Annotated in this window: 18 protein-coding genes; 13 read left to right on the plus strand and 5 right to left on the minus strand. The window is 51.9% G+C overall.

Annotation, left to right across the window (positions count from 1 at the left end; translation table 11 throughout):
• The first annotated feature begins 9 nt into the window (after positions 1-9).
• From EYB48_RS04375 to EYB48_RS04415, 9 genes are all read left to right on the plus strand, one after another.
• The gene (locus EYB48_RS04375; protein WP_162019092.1) at positions 10-1092 is read left to right on the plus strand and encodes a CobW family GTP-binding protein; all 1083 of its coding nucleotides are present in this window, start codon (positions 10-12) and stop codon (positions 1090-1092) included.
• 207 nt (positions 1093-1299) lie between these two features.
• A complete protein-coding gene (dksA, locus tag EYB48_RS04380; RefSeq protein WP_162019428.1) occupies positions 1300-1704 on the plus strand; it encodes an RNA polymerase-binding protein DksA in 405 nt (134 codons plus the stop codon).
• Positions 1705-1918: 214 nt separating this feature from the next.
• The gene (locus EYB48_RS04385) at positions 1919-2314 is read left to right on the plus strand and encodes a hypothetical protein (protein WP_162019093.1); all 396 of its coding nucleotides are present in this window, start codon (positions 1919-1921) and stop codon (positions 2312-2314) included.
• A 91-nt stretch (positions 2315-2405) separates the two neighbouring features.
• The gene (locus EYB48_RS04390) at positions 2406-4397 is read left to right on the plus strand and encodes a TonB-dependent receptor (protein ID WP_162019094.1); all 1992 of its coding nucleotides are present in this window, start codon (positions 2406-2408) and stop codon (positions 4395-4397) included.
• Between the two features lie 284 nt (positions 4398-4681).
• On the plus strand, positions 4682-6133 hold the full coding sequence (locus EYB48_RS04395) for an STAS domain-containing protein (RefSeq protein WP_162019095.1): 1452 nt from the start codon (positions 4682-4684) through the stop codon (positions 6131-6133).
• A 193-nt stretch (positions 6134-6326) separates the two neighbouring features.
• Positions 6327-6863, plus strand: a complete 537-nt coding sequence (gene hslV, locus EYB48_RS04400; RefSeq protein ID WP_162019096.1) for an ATP-dependent protease subunit HslV — start codon at positions 6327-6329, stop codon at positions 6861-6863.
• Positions 6864-6914: 51 nt separating this feature from the next.
• Positions 6915-8249 (plus strand): ATP-dependent protease ATPase subunit HslU, encoded by a 1335-nt coding sequence (gene hslU / locus EYB48_RS04405; RefSeq protein ID WP_162019097.1) that lies wholly within the window; start codon positions 6915-6917, stop codon positions 8247-8249.
• Between the two features lie 215 nt (positions 8250-8464).
• Positions 8465-8989: a GAF domain-containing protein gene (locus EYB48_RS04410; RefSeq protein ID WP_162019429.1), complete on the plus strand. Its 525-nt coding sequence runs from the start codon at positions 8465-8467 to the stop codon at positions 8987-8989.
• A 68-nt stretch (positions 8990-9057) separates the two neighbouring features.
• Positions 9058-9276 carry a hypothetical protein gene (locus EYB48_RS04415; protein ID WP_162019098.1) on the plus strand — a complete coding sequence of 73 codons (219 nt, stop codon included), beginning with the start codon at positions 9058-9060 and terminating at the stop codon, positions 9274-9276.
• Here the strand turns inward: EYB48_RS04415 and EYB48_RS04420 are convergent.
• From EYB48_RS04420 to EYB48_RS04440, 5 genes are all read right to left on the minus strand, one after another.
• On the minus strand, positions 9262-10272 hold the full coding sequence (locus tag EYB48_RS04420; protein ID WP_162019099.1) for an NAD(P)H-dependent glycerol-3-phosphate dehydrogenase: 1011 nt from the start codon (positions 10270-10272) through the stop codon (positions 9262-9264). The genes EYB48_RS04415 and EYB48_RS04420 overlap by 15 nt on opposite strands.
• Before the next feature lie 121 nt (positions 10273-10393).
• Positions 10394-10843 carry an SH3 domain-containing protein gene (locus EYB48_RS04425; RefSeq protein WP_162019100.1) on the minus strand — a complete coding sequence of 150 codons (450 nt, stop codon included), beginning with the start codon at positions 10841-10843 and terminating at the stop codon, positions 10394-10396.
• Positions 10844-10892: 49 nt separating this feature from the next.
• Complete coding sequence (gene secB / locus EYB48_RS04430; RefSeq protein WP_162019101.1) at positions 10893-11366, minus strand: protein-export chaperone SecB; 474 nt, start codon at positions 11364-11366, stop codon at positions 10893-10895.
• Positions 11367-11574: 208 nt separating this feature from the next.
• The gene (grxC, locus tag EYB48_RS04435; RefSeq protein ID WP_162019102.1) at positions 11575-11841 is read right to left on the minus strand and encodes a glutaredoxin 3; all 267 of its coding nucleotides are present in this window, start codon (positions 11839-11841) and stop codon (positions 11575-11577) included.
• A 13-nt stretch (positions 11842-11854) separates the two neighbouring features.
• The gene (locus tag EYB48_RS04440; protein ID WP_162019103.1) at positions 11855-12256 is read right to left on the minus strand and encodes a rhodanese-like domain-containing protein; all 402 of its coding nucleotides are present in this window, start codon (positions 12254-12256) and stop codon (positions 11855-11857) included.
• A 211-nt stretch (positions 12257-12467) separates the two neighbouring features.
• Between EYB48_RS04440 and gpmA the strand changes: the two genes are divergently transcribed.
• Genes gpmA through EYB48_RS04460 form a run of 4 tightly spaced genes read left to right on the plus strand, consistent with a single transcriptional unit; the run spans position 12468 to position 16846 of the window.
• Positions 12468-13214, plus strand: coding sequence for a 2,3-diphosphoglycerate-dependent phosphoglycerate mutase (gpmA, locus tag EYB48_RS04445; RefSeq protein ID WP_162019104.1), 747 nt, complete (start codon positions 12468-12470; stop codon positions 13212-13214).
• A 6-nt stretch (positions 13215-13220) separates the two neighbouring features.
• Positions 13221-14558 carry a murein hydrolase activator EnvC family protein gene (locus tag EYB48_RS04450; protein ID WP_162019105.1) on the plus strand — a complete coding sequence of 446 codons (1338 nt, stop codon included), beginning with the start codon at positions 13221-13223 and terminating at the stop codon, positions 14556-14558.
• 14 nt (positions 14559-14572) lie between these two features.
• Positions 14573-16042: a S41 family peptidase gene (locus EYB48_RS04455; protein WP_162019106.1), complete on the plus strand. Its 1470-nt coding sequence runs from the start codon at positions 14573-14575 to the stop codon at positions 16040-16042.
• Between the two features lie 42 nt (positions 16043-16084).
• Positions 16085-16846 carry a HesA/MoeB/ThiF family protein gene (locus tag EYB48_RS04460; RefSeq protein ID WP_162019107.1) on the plus strand — a complete coding sequence of 254 codons (762 nt, stop codon included), beginning with the start codon at positions 16085-16087 and terminating at the stop codon, positions 16844-16846.
• The last annotated feature ends 38 nt before the right edge of the window (positions 16847-16884 follow it).

Below are 16884 nucleotides of genomic sequence, written 5' to 3' on the forward strand. Positions count from 1 at the left end.
AAAGACTGTATGGCACTTATTCCCACCACGATACTGACTGGTTTCCTCGGCGCTGGTAAAACGACTCTGCTCAACCGCATCCTGCAGGAAGAGCATGGCTTGCGCATCGCTGTGATCGAAAATGAATTTGGTCAGGAAAATATCGACAATGAAATTCTGCTACAAGACAGTAATGAGCAGATCATAGAAATGAACAACGGCTGCATCTGCTGCACTGTGCGTGGCGATCTGATCGTCGCGCTGGCCAAACTGATAGAGCAAAAACAGACAGGCAAGATCGATTTTGATCATGTGGTGATAGAAACCACGGGTCTGGCCAATCCGGGCCCAGTCGCTCAGACTTTTTTTGTTGATGAAGAAGTCGGCATGCATTACATGCTTGATGCAGTCGTCACTGTGGTAGATGCGCGACATGCCATGCAGCAACTTGATGAGCATGAAGAAGCCCAGCGCCAGGTCGGTTTCGCCGATAAAATCCTGCTCTCGAAAACGGATCTGGTCGATGCTGACACGGTGTCAGCTTTGCGCGCACGGCTGTTGCGCATGAATCCGCGCGCTACTGTCAGCGAAGTCCATTTCGGTCAGGTCGCGATCAAAGAAGTATTGGATCTCAAAGGCTTTCATTTGAATGCCAAACTGGAACTGGACCCCGACTTTCTGAAAGCCGAAGAAGCGCACGAACATACGCACGAACACGCAGATTGCGATGAGCACTGCAGCCATGAACATCACCATCATACGCATGAGACCGGGCATGCGCATAGTGCGCATAACCACCATCATGCCCATCACTCAGACGATATTGCAGCCTTCGTATTTACTAGCGAGCGGCCATTCAACACTGGTCAGCTGGATGAATTTCTGGGCGGCCTGGTGCAGGTTTTTGGGCCACGCATGTTACGTTATAAGGGGGTGTTGTATATGCAAAACGCCGACCGCAAAGTCATTTTCCAGGGAGTACATCAAATCATGGGCACAGATGTCGGCATGAAGTGGGCGGAAGGTGAAATTAAGCAAAGCAAAATGGTGTTTATTGGCAAAAATCTACCAAAAGAGATATTTATTCAAGGATTGGAGCAGTGTTTGGTATAAACTAACGGGCTACCAATAGCTATTCTTGTCTGGACTGCAAGTGACAGATGCTGCAAAATGCGTCTGCCTGTTTGGTAAGGGGAGGATATTCCTGCTGAAGCAACACCGTGTTCAGCGTGTCCTATGTACTAACCCGTTGTATCGAAAGTAAGCGAAGTGGCAACCAAATCAACTAAATCGACTGCTACAGTCAGCGCCCCAGAAGCTCTGCTCACCGAGGAACAAATCCTCGCGATGGGAGAGCAGGATTATATGAACGCTGCTCAACTGGCATTTTTCAAGGCCCGTTTGCAGCAGCTTGAAAAGGATTTATTGAAGAATGCCGACGAAACGACCGAGCATCTTCGCGAAACCGTACTTGTTCCCGATCCGGCAGATCGTGCCACGATAGAAGAGGAACACGCGTTAGAGTTGCGTACCCGCGACCGTGAACGCAAGCTGCTGAAAAAAGTTCAGCAAGCCATCGCCAGCATCGATGAAGGTGATTACGGCTGGTGCGAAGAAACCGGTGAACCTATCGGCATACCACGTCTGCTGGCACGCCCAACAGCGACCTTGTCGCTGGAAGCACAGCAAAGACGTGAAATGAAACAAAAACTGTACGGCGATTAATCTTAGCGTCATTTTTGACCGGGATAATAAAAAGCGTGTATTCAATACACGCTTTTTTCTGGGCAGATACCGCAACTTTGTTGCATATCTTTTGCAGGTAGCGGAACTTTGACCCAATGCAGACGTCTCAGCCAAGACGACTGCATTGTATTGCTATAAGCGTTTGTTGTCAGCGCTAACAACGGAACCCTACTCTGACTGAATCACACTGAACATGTCTTTACCGCATGCACGTCCCCCCCACCAACGCCGCCTGTGGCTGCTTTGGTGTCTGCTGCCCGCATTATTGCTGGCTCAGTGGACGGGCTTGTCGCACCGGCTCGCACATGCGAACTGGATAGGCGGTAAACCGCAATTACAGCTGATCAGCCAGGCGTATTCGGTCTGGAATATCACGGAAAGCCAGTCCGATGACAGTCTGCTGCACTCCTGTGCATTAACCGATGCCAGTACCTGCGCCGACTATCTGACTTTCATACCACCGGTTGTGCCGCTGTTAAATGTGCAGCCGCCTGCGCTTGCTCAGGTTGCCAAACCCGATTGGCTGGCACAGTTGCTGCTGGCATTCGCTTCCCGCGCACCACCTGTCACACGAAATACCCTCCTCTGAGCTAACGGGTGGCTGTTGCCACCTCAGGAGCGCGCCTGTCTGCGTACAGCACCGCGCACCATCATTTCGTATTCGTGTTTCAGGAAAATCTATGTCTTACCAACTTCGTCTGGCTGCCGCGGCAGTCCTCAGTGCCTTCGCCTGCCCAACTTTTGCAGAAACCATCTCCACCGTTACCGTCACCTCAAATCCTTTGGGTAAGGGCGAGGATATGCAAGTGCTGACACCTGCCAAGGTGCTGGCTGGCCCGGAATTACGCAATAAAATCAGCACCTCTTTGGGCGATACGCTGGGTGGCGAACTCGGTGTGTCGGCATCCGGCTTTGGTGCAGGTGCCTCGCGTCCTATTATTCGCGGCCTGGAAGGCCCACGCATCAAAATCCTGCAAAACGGCATGGGCGTCGCAGATGTCTCCAGTCTGTCGAATGACCATGCGGTGGCCAGTGAAAGTGCAACCGCCCAGCAAATCGAAATTCTGCGCGGCCCGGCAGCACTGCTGTATGGCAGCGGCGCGATAGGCGGCCTGGTGAATGTAATCGACGGACGTATTCCTGCCACCCTGAGCAAACAAGTAAGCGGCGAAGCGGAATTACGCGCCGGCAGCGGCAATCAGGAAAAAAGCGGCTCGTTCGGCCTTGACGGCTCCAGTGGTGCGCTGGCCTGGCATATTGATGGTAATGCCCGTCAGACTGATAACTACGCAATTCCCGGCAAGGCAAACCCAGGCAACGCGGACTCTGCAAGCGGCAGACTGCCATCCAGTTTTACCCGTGAACACAGTTTGACGCTCGGCGGCTCGTATATTCAGAAATGGGGATATGTCGGCGCGGCAGTGCAGACGATGAATGACCATTACGGCATTCCGACTGCAGAAAAATCCTTTATCGATATGCGTCAAAACCGGTTTGATCTGGACAGCAAAGTGCTGGCCCCTTGGGCAGGTTTTGAGTCACTCAGTATGAAACTGAGTACGACGGACTATCAGCACACGGAAAAAACAGAGGAAGGCGTCGCCAACACCAACTTCAAAAACCAATCCACAGAAGGACGCCTGGTCCTGAATCATCATGCCTGGCAAGGCTGGCAGGGCAGCTGGGGAATGCAATTTGAAACGGTCAAATTCTCTGCCTTATCCGCTGCCACCGGGCGTGCGGATACGGTACCCGTGACAAAATCGGATTCTTTGGCTGCCTTCGTGGTCGAACAAAAGCAAATCGGCGAAGTATTAACCAGTGCCGGGCTGCGCCTGGAAAACGTCAAACGCACACCAGAGGCCATCGCCAGCTTGCCGGCGCGTCAGTTTGACCTGTACTCGGCATCATTAGGCGGACTCTGGCAATTCATGCCGGGCTACGCTGCTGGCCTCAGCTACTCACTGGCCCAACGCGCACCGGCTACCGAAGAGCTGTATTCCAATGGCCCGCATGAATCCACGGCGACTTTTGATATTGGCAATCCCAATATGCAAAAAGAAAAATCACGCAATCTGGAATTAAGCCTGCAGAAAACAAACGGCCTGGTACGCTGGAAAATCAATGCTTTCTACAACCAGGTACAAAATTATGTCTACGGCCACACCGATGGAGTGAAAGTGGATGAAGAGGGAAATCCGGCAGATGACGCTGAATTCAGCCGCCGCTACTGGTCACAAGCGCGCGCTAATATCCATGGCGCAGAAGCTGAACTGAGTTTTAATCAGACAGGTGAAGGTTTTTCTGCCCGTGCATTTGCAGACATGTCACGCGGACGTCTGGAAAATGCCGGTAATCTGCCACTGCAACCTGCCATCCGCACTGGCCTCGATCTGGGCTACCGCGAAGGGGCATGGCGTGGATCGGTAAAGGTGTTGCACGCACAAAAGCAGGACAGACTGGCCAGCTTTGAAAATTATGTGACGCCCTCCTATACTAAAGTCGATCTGGACCTCAGCTATACCCAGGTGTATGCAGGCGCACAACTGACCTGGTTTGTGATGGCGAAAAATCTGCTGAATCAGGATATACGCATCTCAACCTCGGTATTGCGTGACAGTGTGCCTCAGCCAGGGCGACACTTCATTGCAGGTGTCAGGACCAGCTTTTAAGTGAGGATTACCCAGCTTTTTGTTACGAATTGTAATTCCAGTACATTGCCGTCAACCCTGAAATCGAATTGGGGCGTGAAAAAGCGCCCCAATTTGCTGGAAATCAACAGGATTGTCTCCTAACTACCGTTTATTTCCACAAAACAACTTTTAACTTTAGTTAAAAACCTCTGACAGGCTTGGAGTCTGATTACATTTCACTTCTAAATCAGAATATACTTGAACCTCGGTAAATATTTTGTCGTTTAACAGCTACAGTTCAGCTACAATTTTTCGGGATCAAAGTGGGGATTTTTTCTCTGTTCGGTAAAAAGGGTGGAAAAAAAGATGAGCGCGCCTCAGAGCGCAGCACATCTAAAAAAACCCGTACTAAATCTGGAAATACTGTGATCACAGGCTTCCAGGATAGTGATCTGTTTACCAACTCCATCATTGCACAACGCCATATCGCACGTGCCACTGAAAGAAAAATTGATGCGATAGAGTTCGAGATGTCTCGCGACATCGTGAAAACTCGCCCCCCTGTTGCGACCAAAATTGATTTGAGCAAGTCCGGCACCGGCACTGTGACTGGCGAAGTAACGCTGACCGCAGATACCCTGCCTATCGAAAAACGCGCCTCCGTCATGGACTTCCAGACGACGTTGCCGATGACTATGCCTTCCGACTATCTGCTCGGCGGGCACACCGAAATTCATGGCAATGCAATTGCCTACAGTGAGTCGGTTCCCGTGTTGGAAGAAGCCGCGATACTATTCGCCAATGGGCAGAATGAAGTCGCTGAGCATATGCTGCAAGCAGCGGTTCATCATCAGAATTTGGGCAGTGCGACTGAAATCGGCTGGCAAATGCTGTTCGACCTGTATCGTCTGACCAATAACCAGCATATGTTTGAAAGCCTGTCGCTGGACTATGCGAACAAATTCGAAACATCGCCACCGCTTTGGCCAGAACATGGCAATGCTGCTGACCAGGAAATCAGCCAGGACAGCAACGTTGCAACACCGACTATTTTGTTTCCGGTCAAGCTCGATGCAGGTATTATCAAAGTCATCGAAAAGATCAACACTCAGGGTGCCAGAAGCCAAAGCCTGAAGCTGGATTTTGGCCGCATCAAAGAAGTCGATCCGGTTGGCTGCGGTCTGTTATTGCGCTGTCTGAAGAATTTAAAAAAATCAGATCACGATCTGATGCTGGCAGGGGCACAGGACCTGGCGGACCGCATACGCGCCATTTTGCAAGTTGGCCGCCGTGATGAAACGGAAGCACCCTGGTTGTTGTTGCTGGAAATACTGCAACTGCTGCACTTTGAACGCGCGTTTGAAGAAGTCAGCATGGATTACTGCGTGACCTTTGAAGTTTCCCCCCCGTCGTTTGATGCGCCAAAAAATAATATCACCAGTGCCTTCCCGGAAATCACGCTGAAGGAAGACCGCGAGGAAGAGGCCGCCTTCTCAGATCGTTTTACGATGCCTGCCCTCATCCAGGGCAAGATGGATGATTTGCTCAAAAAAATTGCAGATCAGGCCAATCACACCAATCCGCTGATACTCGATTGCTCACGGCTGGAACGGGTAGAGTTCAGTGCAACAGCCGAATTGCTCAATGGTTTGGCACCAATAGCGGGCAAACCTGGTATGTCCATCCAGTTTACCGAGGTGAATTATCTGGTCATGATGTTATTCAACGCCATGGGTCTCAAAAATATCGCCAGCATCAGCTTGCGTAAGCATTAACTCCGACGCAATTCCAGCTGCCTTATCCTGTACGTCAGCGCAAAGTTGACCTGAATTCGCTCTGCAAACAGCAGATACCGGCTCAACACTTCTTGTAATTCCGCAGTTACCCCCCATTTTCTAGCAATTCGGAAGTTCGCTTCCTGTGGCATTCGTCGTGCGACGAATGCCTTTCCAATTTTGAGAGGTTCATATGGAACAATTTCACGGCACCACCATACTGACCGTGCGGCGCGGTAATGTTGTTGCCCTCGGTGGCGACGGACAAGTCACGCTAGGCAATATCGTCATGAAAGGCACGGCGCGTAAAGTACGTAAGCTGTATCACAACAAAGTGCTGGCAGGTTTTGCCGGCGGCACCGCTGATGCATTCACGCTGATAGAACGCTTTGAGTCCAAATTGGAAAAACATCAGGGTCACCTGATGCGTGCCTCTGTTGAGCTGGCGAAGGACTGGCGAACCGACCGCATGCTGCGCCGTCTGGAAGCGATGTTGCTGGTAGCAGATAAAGACACCACACTGGTCATTACTGGCAATGGCGACGTACTTGAACCGAATCAAGGCATAGGCGCGATCGGTTCCGGTGGCAGTTTCGCCCAATCGGCCGCGATTGCCTTGTTCGAAAACACCGATTTATCACCGGTAGACATCGTCAAGAAATCTCTGACGATTGCCGGTGAACTGTGCATTTATACAAATTTGTCGCACACCATAGAAACCTTGGAATAATCCTCGCCTGCACCGTAACGCAGGCTGACAGAGAAGCAGACAGGAAAAAATATGAATATGACACCACAGGAAATCGTGTCCGAACTGGATAAACATGTCGTCGGACAAGGTAAAGCCAAACGTGCAGTCGCCATCGCCTTGCGCAATCGCTGGCGTCGTCAGCAGGTGCAAGAGCCGCTGCGCCATGAAATCACACCAAAAAATATTCTGATGATAGGCCCGACCGGCGTCGGAAAAACCGAGATCGCACGTCGTCTGGCCAAGCTGGCAGATGCACCGTTCATCAAAATCGAAGCGACTAAATTTACCGAAGTCGGCTACGTAGGGCGCGATGTGGATACCATCATCCGTGATCTGGTCGATATCGGCATCAAGCAAACCCGCGAATCCGCCACCCGCAAAGTGCGCCAGCGTGCTGAAGACGCGGCAGAGGACCGCATCCTCGACATCCTGCTGCCACCGGCACGTGATTTCGGCATCCATCCGGAAGGTGAACAGAGTGCTGGCGATAACAGCACCCGTCAGACTTTCCGTAAACGTCTGCGTGAAGGTGCGCTGGACGACAAAGAAATCGAGCTGGAAGTGGCAGAACCGGCAGCGCAAATGGAAATCATGGCGCCACCTGGTATGGAAGAAATGACCGAGCAAATTAAAACCATGTTTTCCGGCATGGGCAGTGGTCGTAAAAAAGCGCGCAAACTCAAGATCAAAGAAGCCTTCAAACTGCTGATCGAGGAAGAAGCCGCCAAACTGGTCAATGAAGAAGAGCTGAAACAGGAAGCCATCCGTAATGTGGAACAGAACGGCATCGTATTCCTGGATGAAATCGATAAGATCGCTTCACGCTCGGAAACTGGCGGCGGTGAAGTATCGCGCGCCGGCGTACAACGTGATTTGCTGCCTCTGGTGGAAGGTACCACGGTCAATACCAAGTACGGCATGATCAAAACCGACCATATTCTGTTCATCGCCTCCGGCGCCTTCCATCTGGCCAAACCCTCGGATCTGATACCAGAATTGCAGGGGCGCTTCCCTATCCGGGTCGAGCTGGAATCCTTATCCATCGCAGATTTTGAACGCATACTGACCAGTACCGATGCCTGCCTGACACGTCAGTATCAAGCCTTACTGGCCACCGAGGATGTACAAATAGAATTCACGCCCGAAGGTGTGGAACGTCTCGCAGGTATCGCTTTTTCCGTCAATGAAACCACGGAAAACATTGGTGCGCGCCGTTTATACACTGTGATGGAAAAGCTGCTGGAAGAGATTTCTTTCGATGCGCATCAGAATTCCGGCACGACCATCAGCATCGACGCGGCTTATGTCGAAGCGCGGCTGGGTGCCTTGTCGGTTGATGAGGACTTGTCCCGTTATGTGTTATAAGCTTCAGGCAAAACAGGATGGCCAATAAGGCGCTGGCAACGCGCCAAAGAATGCGGCACCGGGTTGAGCCTTCTCAGCTGGCAACGCGTCATCATGTGGCGCGGCCGGCACAGAAAAACCATCCCGCCGCAACACGCTTAGTACCAACAACCGTCGGCAAGTTAACTGCCTTGCTGACGGGATTTCATTCAACATCTTCCACTACCGGGACACCTATGTTTGAAACCTCCGCAGCCAGTGACAAACCTGACTACGACCTGCTGAACAAACAACTTGCCAGCATACTGGAAGGCGAACGCGCACTGATGACCAATGCCGCGCAATTTTCTGCGCTGATTTTTAACAGCATCAGCGATCTGAACTGGGCAGGTTTTTACTTCTGCAGCGAAGCCAGAACAGCCGATCAGGGGCGTCCTTGTGATTTATTACTTGGTGCTTTCCAGGGCAAGGTTGCCTGTGTCCGCATTCCTTTCGGACGTGGTGTGTGCGGCTCTGCAGCGCAAGAGCGCAAAACCTTCCTGGTGCCGGATGTACACGCATTTCCTGGCCATATTGCCTGTGATTCCGCATCGAACTCAGAGATCGTGATCCCCATCATCAAAGATGGCAAGCTGTATGGTGTACTCGATATCGACAGCCCGCGTCTGGCACGCTTTAATGCAGAAGATCAGGCAGGTCTGGAAAGCATGCTCGCCGCGTTCATAGCAGCAACCGACTTTGGTTCACTGCCATCCGTCTGAGTCAGATTACGAAAAACAGAACTGGAATTTTCCCGGGCTGACTTCTACACTGCTTGCAGGAGGAAGCCATGTCCGGATGCCGACACCGCAAAACCCGCAGAAAACATCTGCAGCCACTGAGACGGCGCGATATCACCACACGTATGCTGGTCGATATCGGGATTCATTATGCAACCATACTCGGCACCGAACTGGCGGCCGTGTTTCTGCGCCGGCAAGCGATACCGGAAGCGGTCATCAGCCGGGTATTGCTACTACCCACCGCCAGGGGCTCACACCGGTTTTGAACTGATCTCGTGTTTGGCGTCGCGCGCCATTAACTGGCGTATCATTTGCTGCGCCGGAACCTGATCAAACAAGACACTGGCAACTGCATTGGTAATCGGCATCTCTATCGCCAGACTGGCTGCCAATGTACGCACTGCCTGCGCGCAACGCACGCCTTCCGCGACGTGTCCCAGCTCTTCAACGATCACAGCCAGGCTTTTTCCCTGTGCCAGAGCGAGCCCGACTTTGCGATTGCGTGACAAATCACCCGTGCAAGTCAGTATCAAGTCGCCCAGGCCGGTCAGACCAACCAGGGTTTCCGAGCGCGCGCCGAGTGCCACACCGAGCCGGGTAATTTCTGCCAAACCGCGGGTAATCAGTGCCGCACGCGCATTCAACCCAAGTCCCAGGCCATCGGCCACACCGGTAGCAATCGCCAGAATATTTTTGACGGCACCACCAACTTCAACGCCGACCAAATCATCACTGGAATACACCCGCATCGCATTCACATGCAAAGCCTGCACCACGCGCTGACACAGATCCTGCGATTTGGACGCAATCGTGAGCGCACATGGCAAGCCCTGTGCCACTTCCTGCGCAAACGAAGGGCCAGACAGCGCGCCCAGCTGACATTGCTGACCCAGTATTTGTTCCGCCACCTGATGCGGTAATAACTGCGTACCTTCTTCAAAGCCTTTACATAACCAGACCACTCGCTGCGGCCGGTGCAACTTGCACGCCTCCAGCGTAGGACGCAAACCAGAAACAGAAGTTGCGATGATCAACAAGCCATCCGGCCCACTGGCATGTGCGATCGCCGCATCAAAATCAGCAGTCAGCTGCAAAGACTCCGGCAAAGGATAGCCGGGCAGATAATGGGTATTCTCGCGCTGCTCCAGCATGGTTTGCATGGCTTGCGGACTTCTGCCCCACATCAGAACCTGATTTTTTGCAGTCAGCGCAATCGCGACCGCAGTTCCCCAGGCACCGGCACCTAAAACGCTGATATTCATGTGCTATCCAAATGAAAAATAATGATGTCCGGTGACATGAAACAGATAAAAAAAGGACAGCACGCTGTCCTTTTTTTATCTGCTACACGCCGCCTGGACGGGTTTGCGAACAATCCCTGAATTATAAACCCCAGACCTCGCTGGCTTTAACAAATCCCAGCTGACCATCGCGATGTTTGACTTTCACCCAGCCAGCAGTGGCGGGTTCAGCCATTTCCAACAATACATGCTTGTCTGCGCTGAATACCAGCGCTGCGCTCTCATCGGCTGCAGCACGCACTTTCGCATTCGCAACCCGTATCACCAGATGACGACGTGCGATTAAATCTTTACTCTCTATCCAGCTCAATTCGCCAGATGCATCGCGCACCTTACTCCAGGCACCCGACGTAAACACCACTTCAACCGGCATACCGCGCGGCGCGACTGCCAGTTTCCCGCCTTTGACCGAGGGTGCATCATACATCACGACCGGAGCCGCCCCCACGGAACGGAATTCCAGCGCATGCGCCAGTCCAACAGACAGCAGCGCGCTCAAAGCGATCAGGTAACGGGGAAGGTGTGCAGACATAGTAGGCTTCAAACAATTGAGCCTGGTCAGACCAGGCTCAAAACAGCGATTACTGGATAGTTGCCGGTGCTTCAGCAGCGTTGGCTTGTTCTGCAGCGATCTGCAGACGTTGCGCGTAGAACGATTCGAAATTGATTTCAGACAGGTGGATCGGTGGGAAACCGGCACGTGTGATCGCATCCGCTACGTTGGAACGCAGGTAAGGGTAGATGATGTTCGGGCAACCGATACCCAGCAAAGGATCGAGCTGATCTTCAGGGATATTGCGTGCTTCGAAAATACCAGCCTGTTTGCCTTCAACCAGGAATGCAACTTTTTCGCCAATTTTTGCAGTGACTGTGACTGTAACTGTGGCTTCGTAGATGCCATCAGCCAGTTTTTCAGAGCCTACATCGAGGGAGACTTCGATACCTGGGTTTTGCTGTTCCAGGAAAATAGCTGGAGAGTTAGGCTGCTCAAGCGACAAATCTTTCAGATAAACGCGTTGAATTTGGAATACGGGCTGCAGATTTTCGTCAGACATGTGAGACTTTCTTAATTTCTAAAAGATTAATAATGAACAGCGAGACGCCTAGGTCTGTTGAAAAGCTTGATCTCCATCTCTTCCCAACGAGCCACAGATAAGGCCGTTTCCGACCATTTCAAGATCGCGCGCAGCTATTGTAGCAAGTAGACTGCAAATTCAGCAATTTGCAGCACAAACATGAAGAAAATCTTGCAGAAATCGCTTTTTAAGTCGCAGGATTTAGCAAACCATCCAATTTACCCGCGCGGTCGAGTGCCGACAGGTCGTCAAAGCCGCCCACATGGGTGTCGCCGATATAAATCTGCGGCACAGTGCGACGTCCGGTCTTTTGCATCATCGCTTCACGTACTGCCGGATCGAGATCAACCCGGATTTTTTCGATGTCATCGACCCCTTTGGATTTGAGCAGACGTTCCGCCATGGTGCAGTAAGGGCAAACTGCGGTGCTGTACATAGTAACTTGAGGTTTCACAGTATTCTCCAGATCATTTAGTGATAGGCAAGCCCTGCTCACGCCAGGCATTCGTGCCACCTTCCAGGCTGAACACCTGGGTAAAACCTGCTTTTGCCAATACGGAGGCAGCGCTGGCTGAGCGTACGCCGGAAGCGCAGACAGTGATAACCACCTGATTCTTAGATTTTTCTATCTCTTTCAGGCGATTATTCAACTCAGGCAAAGGAATGTGTTTTGCGTTCGGTAAATGACCTGCCGCAAATTCTTCGGCATTTCTGACATCCAGGATCAGTGTCTTACCCTGATTGATGTACTGCGTTGCCTGCAGCTGTGTTACTTTTGCACCACGTCGTTGCAACATAGGAAAAAACAAAGCGCCACCGGAAATCAGGGCGATGCCAATCAGAAAAATATTATCAATAATGAATTTCACAGGTTTCCAGTAGTAAAAATGGTTATCAGAAGCGCGTCATTATAAAATAGATGGCGACGCTGCATATTATTCCAGATATGCATCACGAAAACAGCGCCTGATTCCAGTTCGGCTCATCAAGCTGAACCGCCCCTGCCACCGTGCTGAGCACAGGCTTTTTTCGTGATGCTTTTCTTTTTAATTATTTTACGAACTTTCTATAGCTGACATCATGTACAAAATTGTTCTCATGCGCCATGGCGAATCCACCTGGAATCTGGAAAACCGTTTCACCGGCTGGACCGACGTTGATCTGACACCGAAAGGCGTGGCAGAAGCGGCTCAGGCTGGCAAACTGCTCAAGGAAGCGGGTTACACTTTCGATCTGGCTTACACCTCGGTGCTGAAGCGTGCGATCCGCACCCTTTGGGGCACACTCGATGCGATGGACATGATGTGGCTGCCTGTCGTCAATGACTGGCGTCTGAACGAGCGTCACTACGGCGCCCTGCAAGGTCTGAACAAAGCTGAAACAGCTGCCCAGTATGGCGACGAGCAGGTGCTGGTATGGCGTCGCAGCTATGACACACCGCCTAACCCGCTGGCCGCTGATGATGCGCGCACATCTTTCCATGACCCACGTTATGCAGGCCTGGACCGTGCTCAAATCCCGCTGACTGAGTGCCTGAAAGACACCGTCGCGCGCGTGATGCCAGCCTGGGACGACAGCATTGCCCCCGCCATCCGCGCCGGTAAAAAAATCCTGATTTCTGCCCATGGCAACAGCCTGCGTGCACTGATCAAAATGCTGGACGGTATCAGCGATGATGACATCGTCAATCTGAATATTCCGAACGGACAGCCACTGGTCTACGAACTCGACGCAGATCTGAAACCGATACGCCACTACTATCTGGGCGACCAGTCTGCAATTGAAGCAGCGCTGAATGCCGTGGCCAGCCAGGGTAAAGCCAAGTAAGAGCGGATGCGTCAGACCACACTTATATCGGCTTGCGCGCTGCTGTGCCTGTCATTGGCAGGCGGCAGCGCGTCCGTGTCGGCGGCAACTCCGACGCGCGCGCAGCAAAAATCGAAAGCTGAAGCGGATCGTGCCGAATTACAGCAGCAGCTCAAGGCACTGAAAACCGATATCAGCAAAACGGAAAATGCCAAAGACCACGCAGAAGATGTGTTGGCTGAATCCGAAAAGGCGATCTCCGAAGCGAATCGTTCTTTGCGCGATCTGCAGCTGGAGCAAGCCGACACCGAAGCAAGATTAAAACAACTGACAGAACAGCAGCAGGCTTTACAGACGCAAGTCACAAGGCAAAAAGAACAGTTGTCCAGCTTCCTCAAGCGTCAGTATATGCATGGCGACAGTGATCGCCTGAAACTGCTGCTGTCCGGTGACAACCCCAACCGCATCAACCGCGATCTGCAATACATGGGTTATGTATCGCAAACTCAGGCCAAAATGATAGAAAGCCTGCGCAGCAGTATGAAGGCAGTTGAGCAGAACACGAAGGAAGCGCAACAGGCGAAACAAGAACTGGACGAAATCGCCGAAGAAGAAAAAGAACACAAGGCAGCACTGGAAAAACAAAAGAAAAAACATGCCGGCCTGGTCGTTCAGTTGTCGGATAAGTTACACGCACAAAAAAAACAGGCGGACAGTCTGCAAAAAGATGAACAAAGGCTCAGCAATCTGGTCTCACGTCTGAATCAGTTAATTGAAGAACAGGCCAAAGCTGAAAAAGCGCGCGCCGAGCAGGAAGAAAAACAACGCCAGGAAAGAATCGCGGCACAAAAAGAAAAAGCCAGACTCGCCGCGCTGGAGAGCAAAAAATCGGGCAAACCAGTCGTGGTGAAACCGGCTGAACCGGAAGAACCGCCTAAGCAAGCCAAATCTAATCTGCCGCCAGCTGGTGAATTTGACAGGCTCAAAGGACAGATGCGCCTTCCGGTCAAAGGCGATATTCTGGCGAAATTTGGCAGCCGCCGCGGTGATGGACCTAGCTGGAAAGGCTTATTCATCAAGGCTGGCGAAGGCGCAGAAGTGCGCGCCGTAGCACCGGGCAAAGTGATTTTTGCCGATTGGTATAAAGGCTATGGCAATATGGTGATCGTCGACCATGGTGACTCCTACATGAGTATCTATGGCAGCAATCAATCCGTATTAAAACACGTTGGTGATACCGTAAGAGCTGGCGATGTGATTGCCAGCGCAGGTAACAGCGGCGGTAATGAAGAATCAGGTTTATACTTTGAGATCCGTCATCAGGGACGGGCATTTGATCCGCTGAACTGGATCGTCGTTAAATAGGCTTTAGGTGAAACATGGGCAGCAAATTTAAGAATTTCGGTCTGATCGGCCTGGGCATGGTAGCTGGCGTAGCCGTCTCCATGCAATTCTCCGCATTGGCACAAAAAAATGCGGGAAGCCCGCTTCCAGTGGAAGAAATGCGCCAGCTGGCCGATGTGTTCGGCCTCATCAAAACCGACTATGTGGAGCCAGTCAGCGACAATAAACTGCTGACTGAGGCCATTTCCGGCATGGTCGCCTCGCTCGACCCGCACTCAGCTTATCTGGACAAGAAAGCGTTCAAAGAATTAAAAGAAGGTACCCAGGGTAAATTCGTCGGACTGGGTATCGAAGTTGGCATGGAAGATGGCTATGTCAAAATCGTGTCACCGATTGAAGACTCACCGGCTTACCGCGCTGGCCTGAAACCAGGCGATCTGATCACCCGCCTCGATTCTCAAACGGTCAAAGGATTGTCACTGGATGAAGCCGTTAAAAAAATGCGCGGTGAACCCAATACCAAGATCACGCTGACCATCGCACGCAAAGGCGAAGACAAACCTATCGTCGTCACCATTACCCGCGAGCTCATCAAACAACAGAGTGTCAAAGCCAAACTGGTAGAACCGGATTACGCCTGGGTGCGTATCGCACAGTTCCAGGAGCCGACGGTCGAAGACATGTCTAAAAAAATCCAGGCCTTGTATGCGCAAAATCCGCACATCAAAGGTCTGATCCTCGATTTGCGCAATGACCCGGGCGGCGTGCTGCCAGGTGCGATTGGTGTTTCAGCCGCCTTTTTGCCTAAAGACGTGGCGGTGGTGTCCACCAATGGTCAGCTGGCGGATCAGAAAGCCACTTATTTTGCGAAACGCGAATTCTACGCTGGCCGCACAGCTTCTGATCCTTTAGCCAAGCTGCCGGACGCGATCAAACAAGTACCTATGGTGGTGCTGATCAATACCGGTTCCGCATCGGCGTCTGAAATCGTGGCTGGCGCTCTGCAGGATTACAAGCGCGCTACCGTCATCGGTACACAAAGCTTCGGTAAGGGCTCGGTACAAACCATACGCCAGATTTCTGCTGACACTGCAGTCAAGCTGACCACCGCACGTTATTACACACCGAATGGCCGCTCGATTCAGGCCAAAGGCATCGTGCCCGATCTGAACGTGGAAGAAACCGCAGAGGGCGATGGTTTAAATAGCTTCCGCTCACGCGAAGCCGATCTGCAAAAGCACCTGAGCAATGACAAGGAAAAAGAAAACACCCGTCCTAAAGTCGATGAGCTGGAAGAAGAGCAACGTCTGATCGCGCTAGCGAAAAAAGTTAAACCACTGGAATATGGCAGCAAGGAAGATTTCCAGTTAGCGCAGGCACTGAATCATCTGAAAGGTTTGCCAGTCAAAGTCACGGAACCGAAGGACAACAGAGACGGTGACAAGGCAGCAGAAAAGTCGGATAAGTCTGGTAAAGACGCAAAAACCGAAACGAAGAAAAAATAATCCGCTTCAATCAGGCCGCCCGGTGCGGCCTTTTTTTATCCTATGAATGACCAACAACTGCTGCGCTATTCGCGCCATATTCTGCTTGAGCAGATAGGCATAGAAGGGCAACAACGACTATTAAATGCGCATGCACTGATCATCGGTGCCGGTGGTCTGGGTTCACCGGCCGCACTGTATCTGGCCAGCGCGGGCGTAGGTCACATCAGCATCGTTGATCATGACGAAGTCGATCTGACCAATCTGCAAAGACAGATATTGCACAGCACAGCGCGCGTCGGCATGCCTAAGGTGGAATCGGCCCGTCTCAGCCTGCAGCAAATCAATCCCGATATTCAGGTTTCCGCAATACAGGAAAAAGCAGATGCAGCACGCCTGTCTGAACTGATTGCTGCCACTGACGTGGTACTCGATTGCAGTGATAATTTCGCGACCCGTCATGCGGTGAATCAGGCTTGCGTACAGCATGGCGTGGCGCTGGTGTCGGGCGCTGCGATAGGCTTTGATGGCCAGATCAGCGTGTACCAGCCTGAGCACCCATCATCGCCCTGCTATGCCTGCGTTTTTCCGCCTGACCAGCAATTTGAAGAAGTACTGTGCTCTCAGATGGGCGTGTTTGCACCCCTGGTCGGTATCATAGGCACCATGCAAGCCGCTGAGGCATTGAAACTGCTGTTACAGATAGGGCAGACTTTGCAGGGACGAATGCTATTACTCGATGCCATGAGTATGCAATGGAATAGCATCGGTATGCAGCGCGATCCTGAATGCTGCGTATGCGGTGCCAGACACCGCAGAGAGTAAGACTGCAGATCCGCCACCACAAATTCGCTCACACGAAA

The sequence above is a fragment of the Cognatundibacterium crateris genome, from assembly GCF_010078235.1.
GTDB lineage: Bacteria > Pseudomonadota > Gammaproteobacteria > Burkholderiales > Burkholderiaceae_D > Undibacterium > Undibacterium crateris.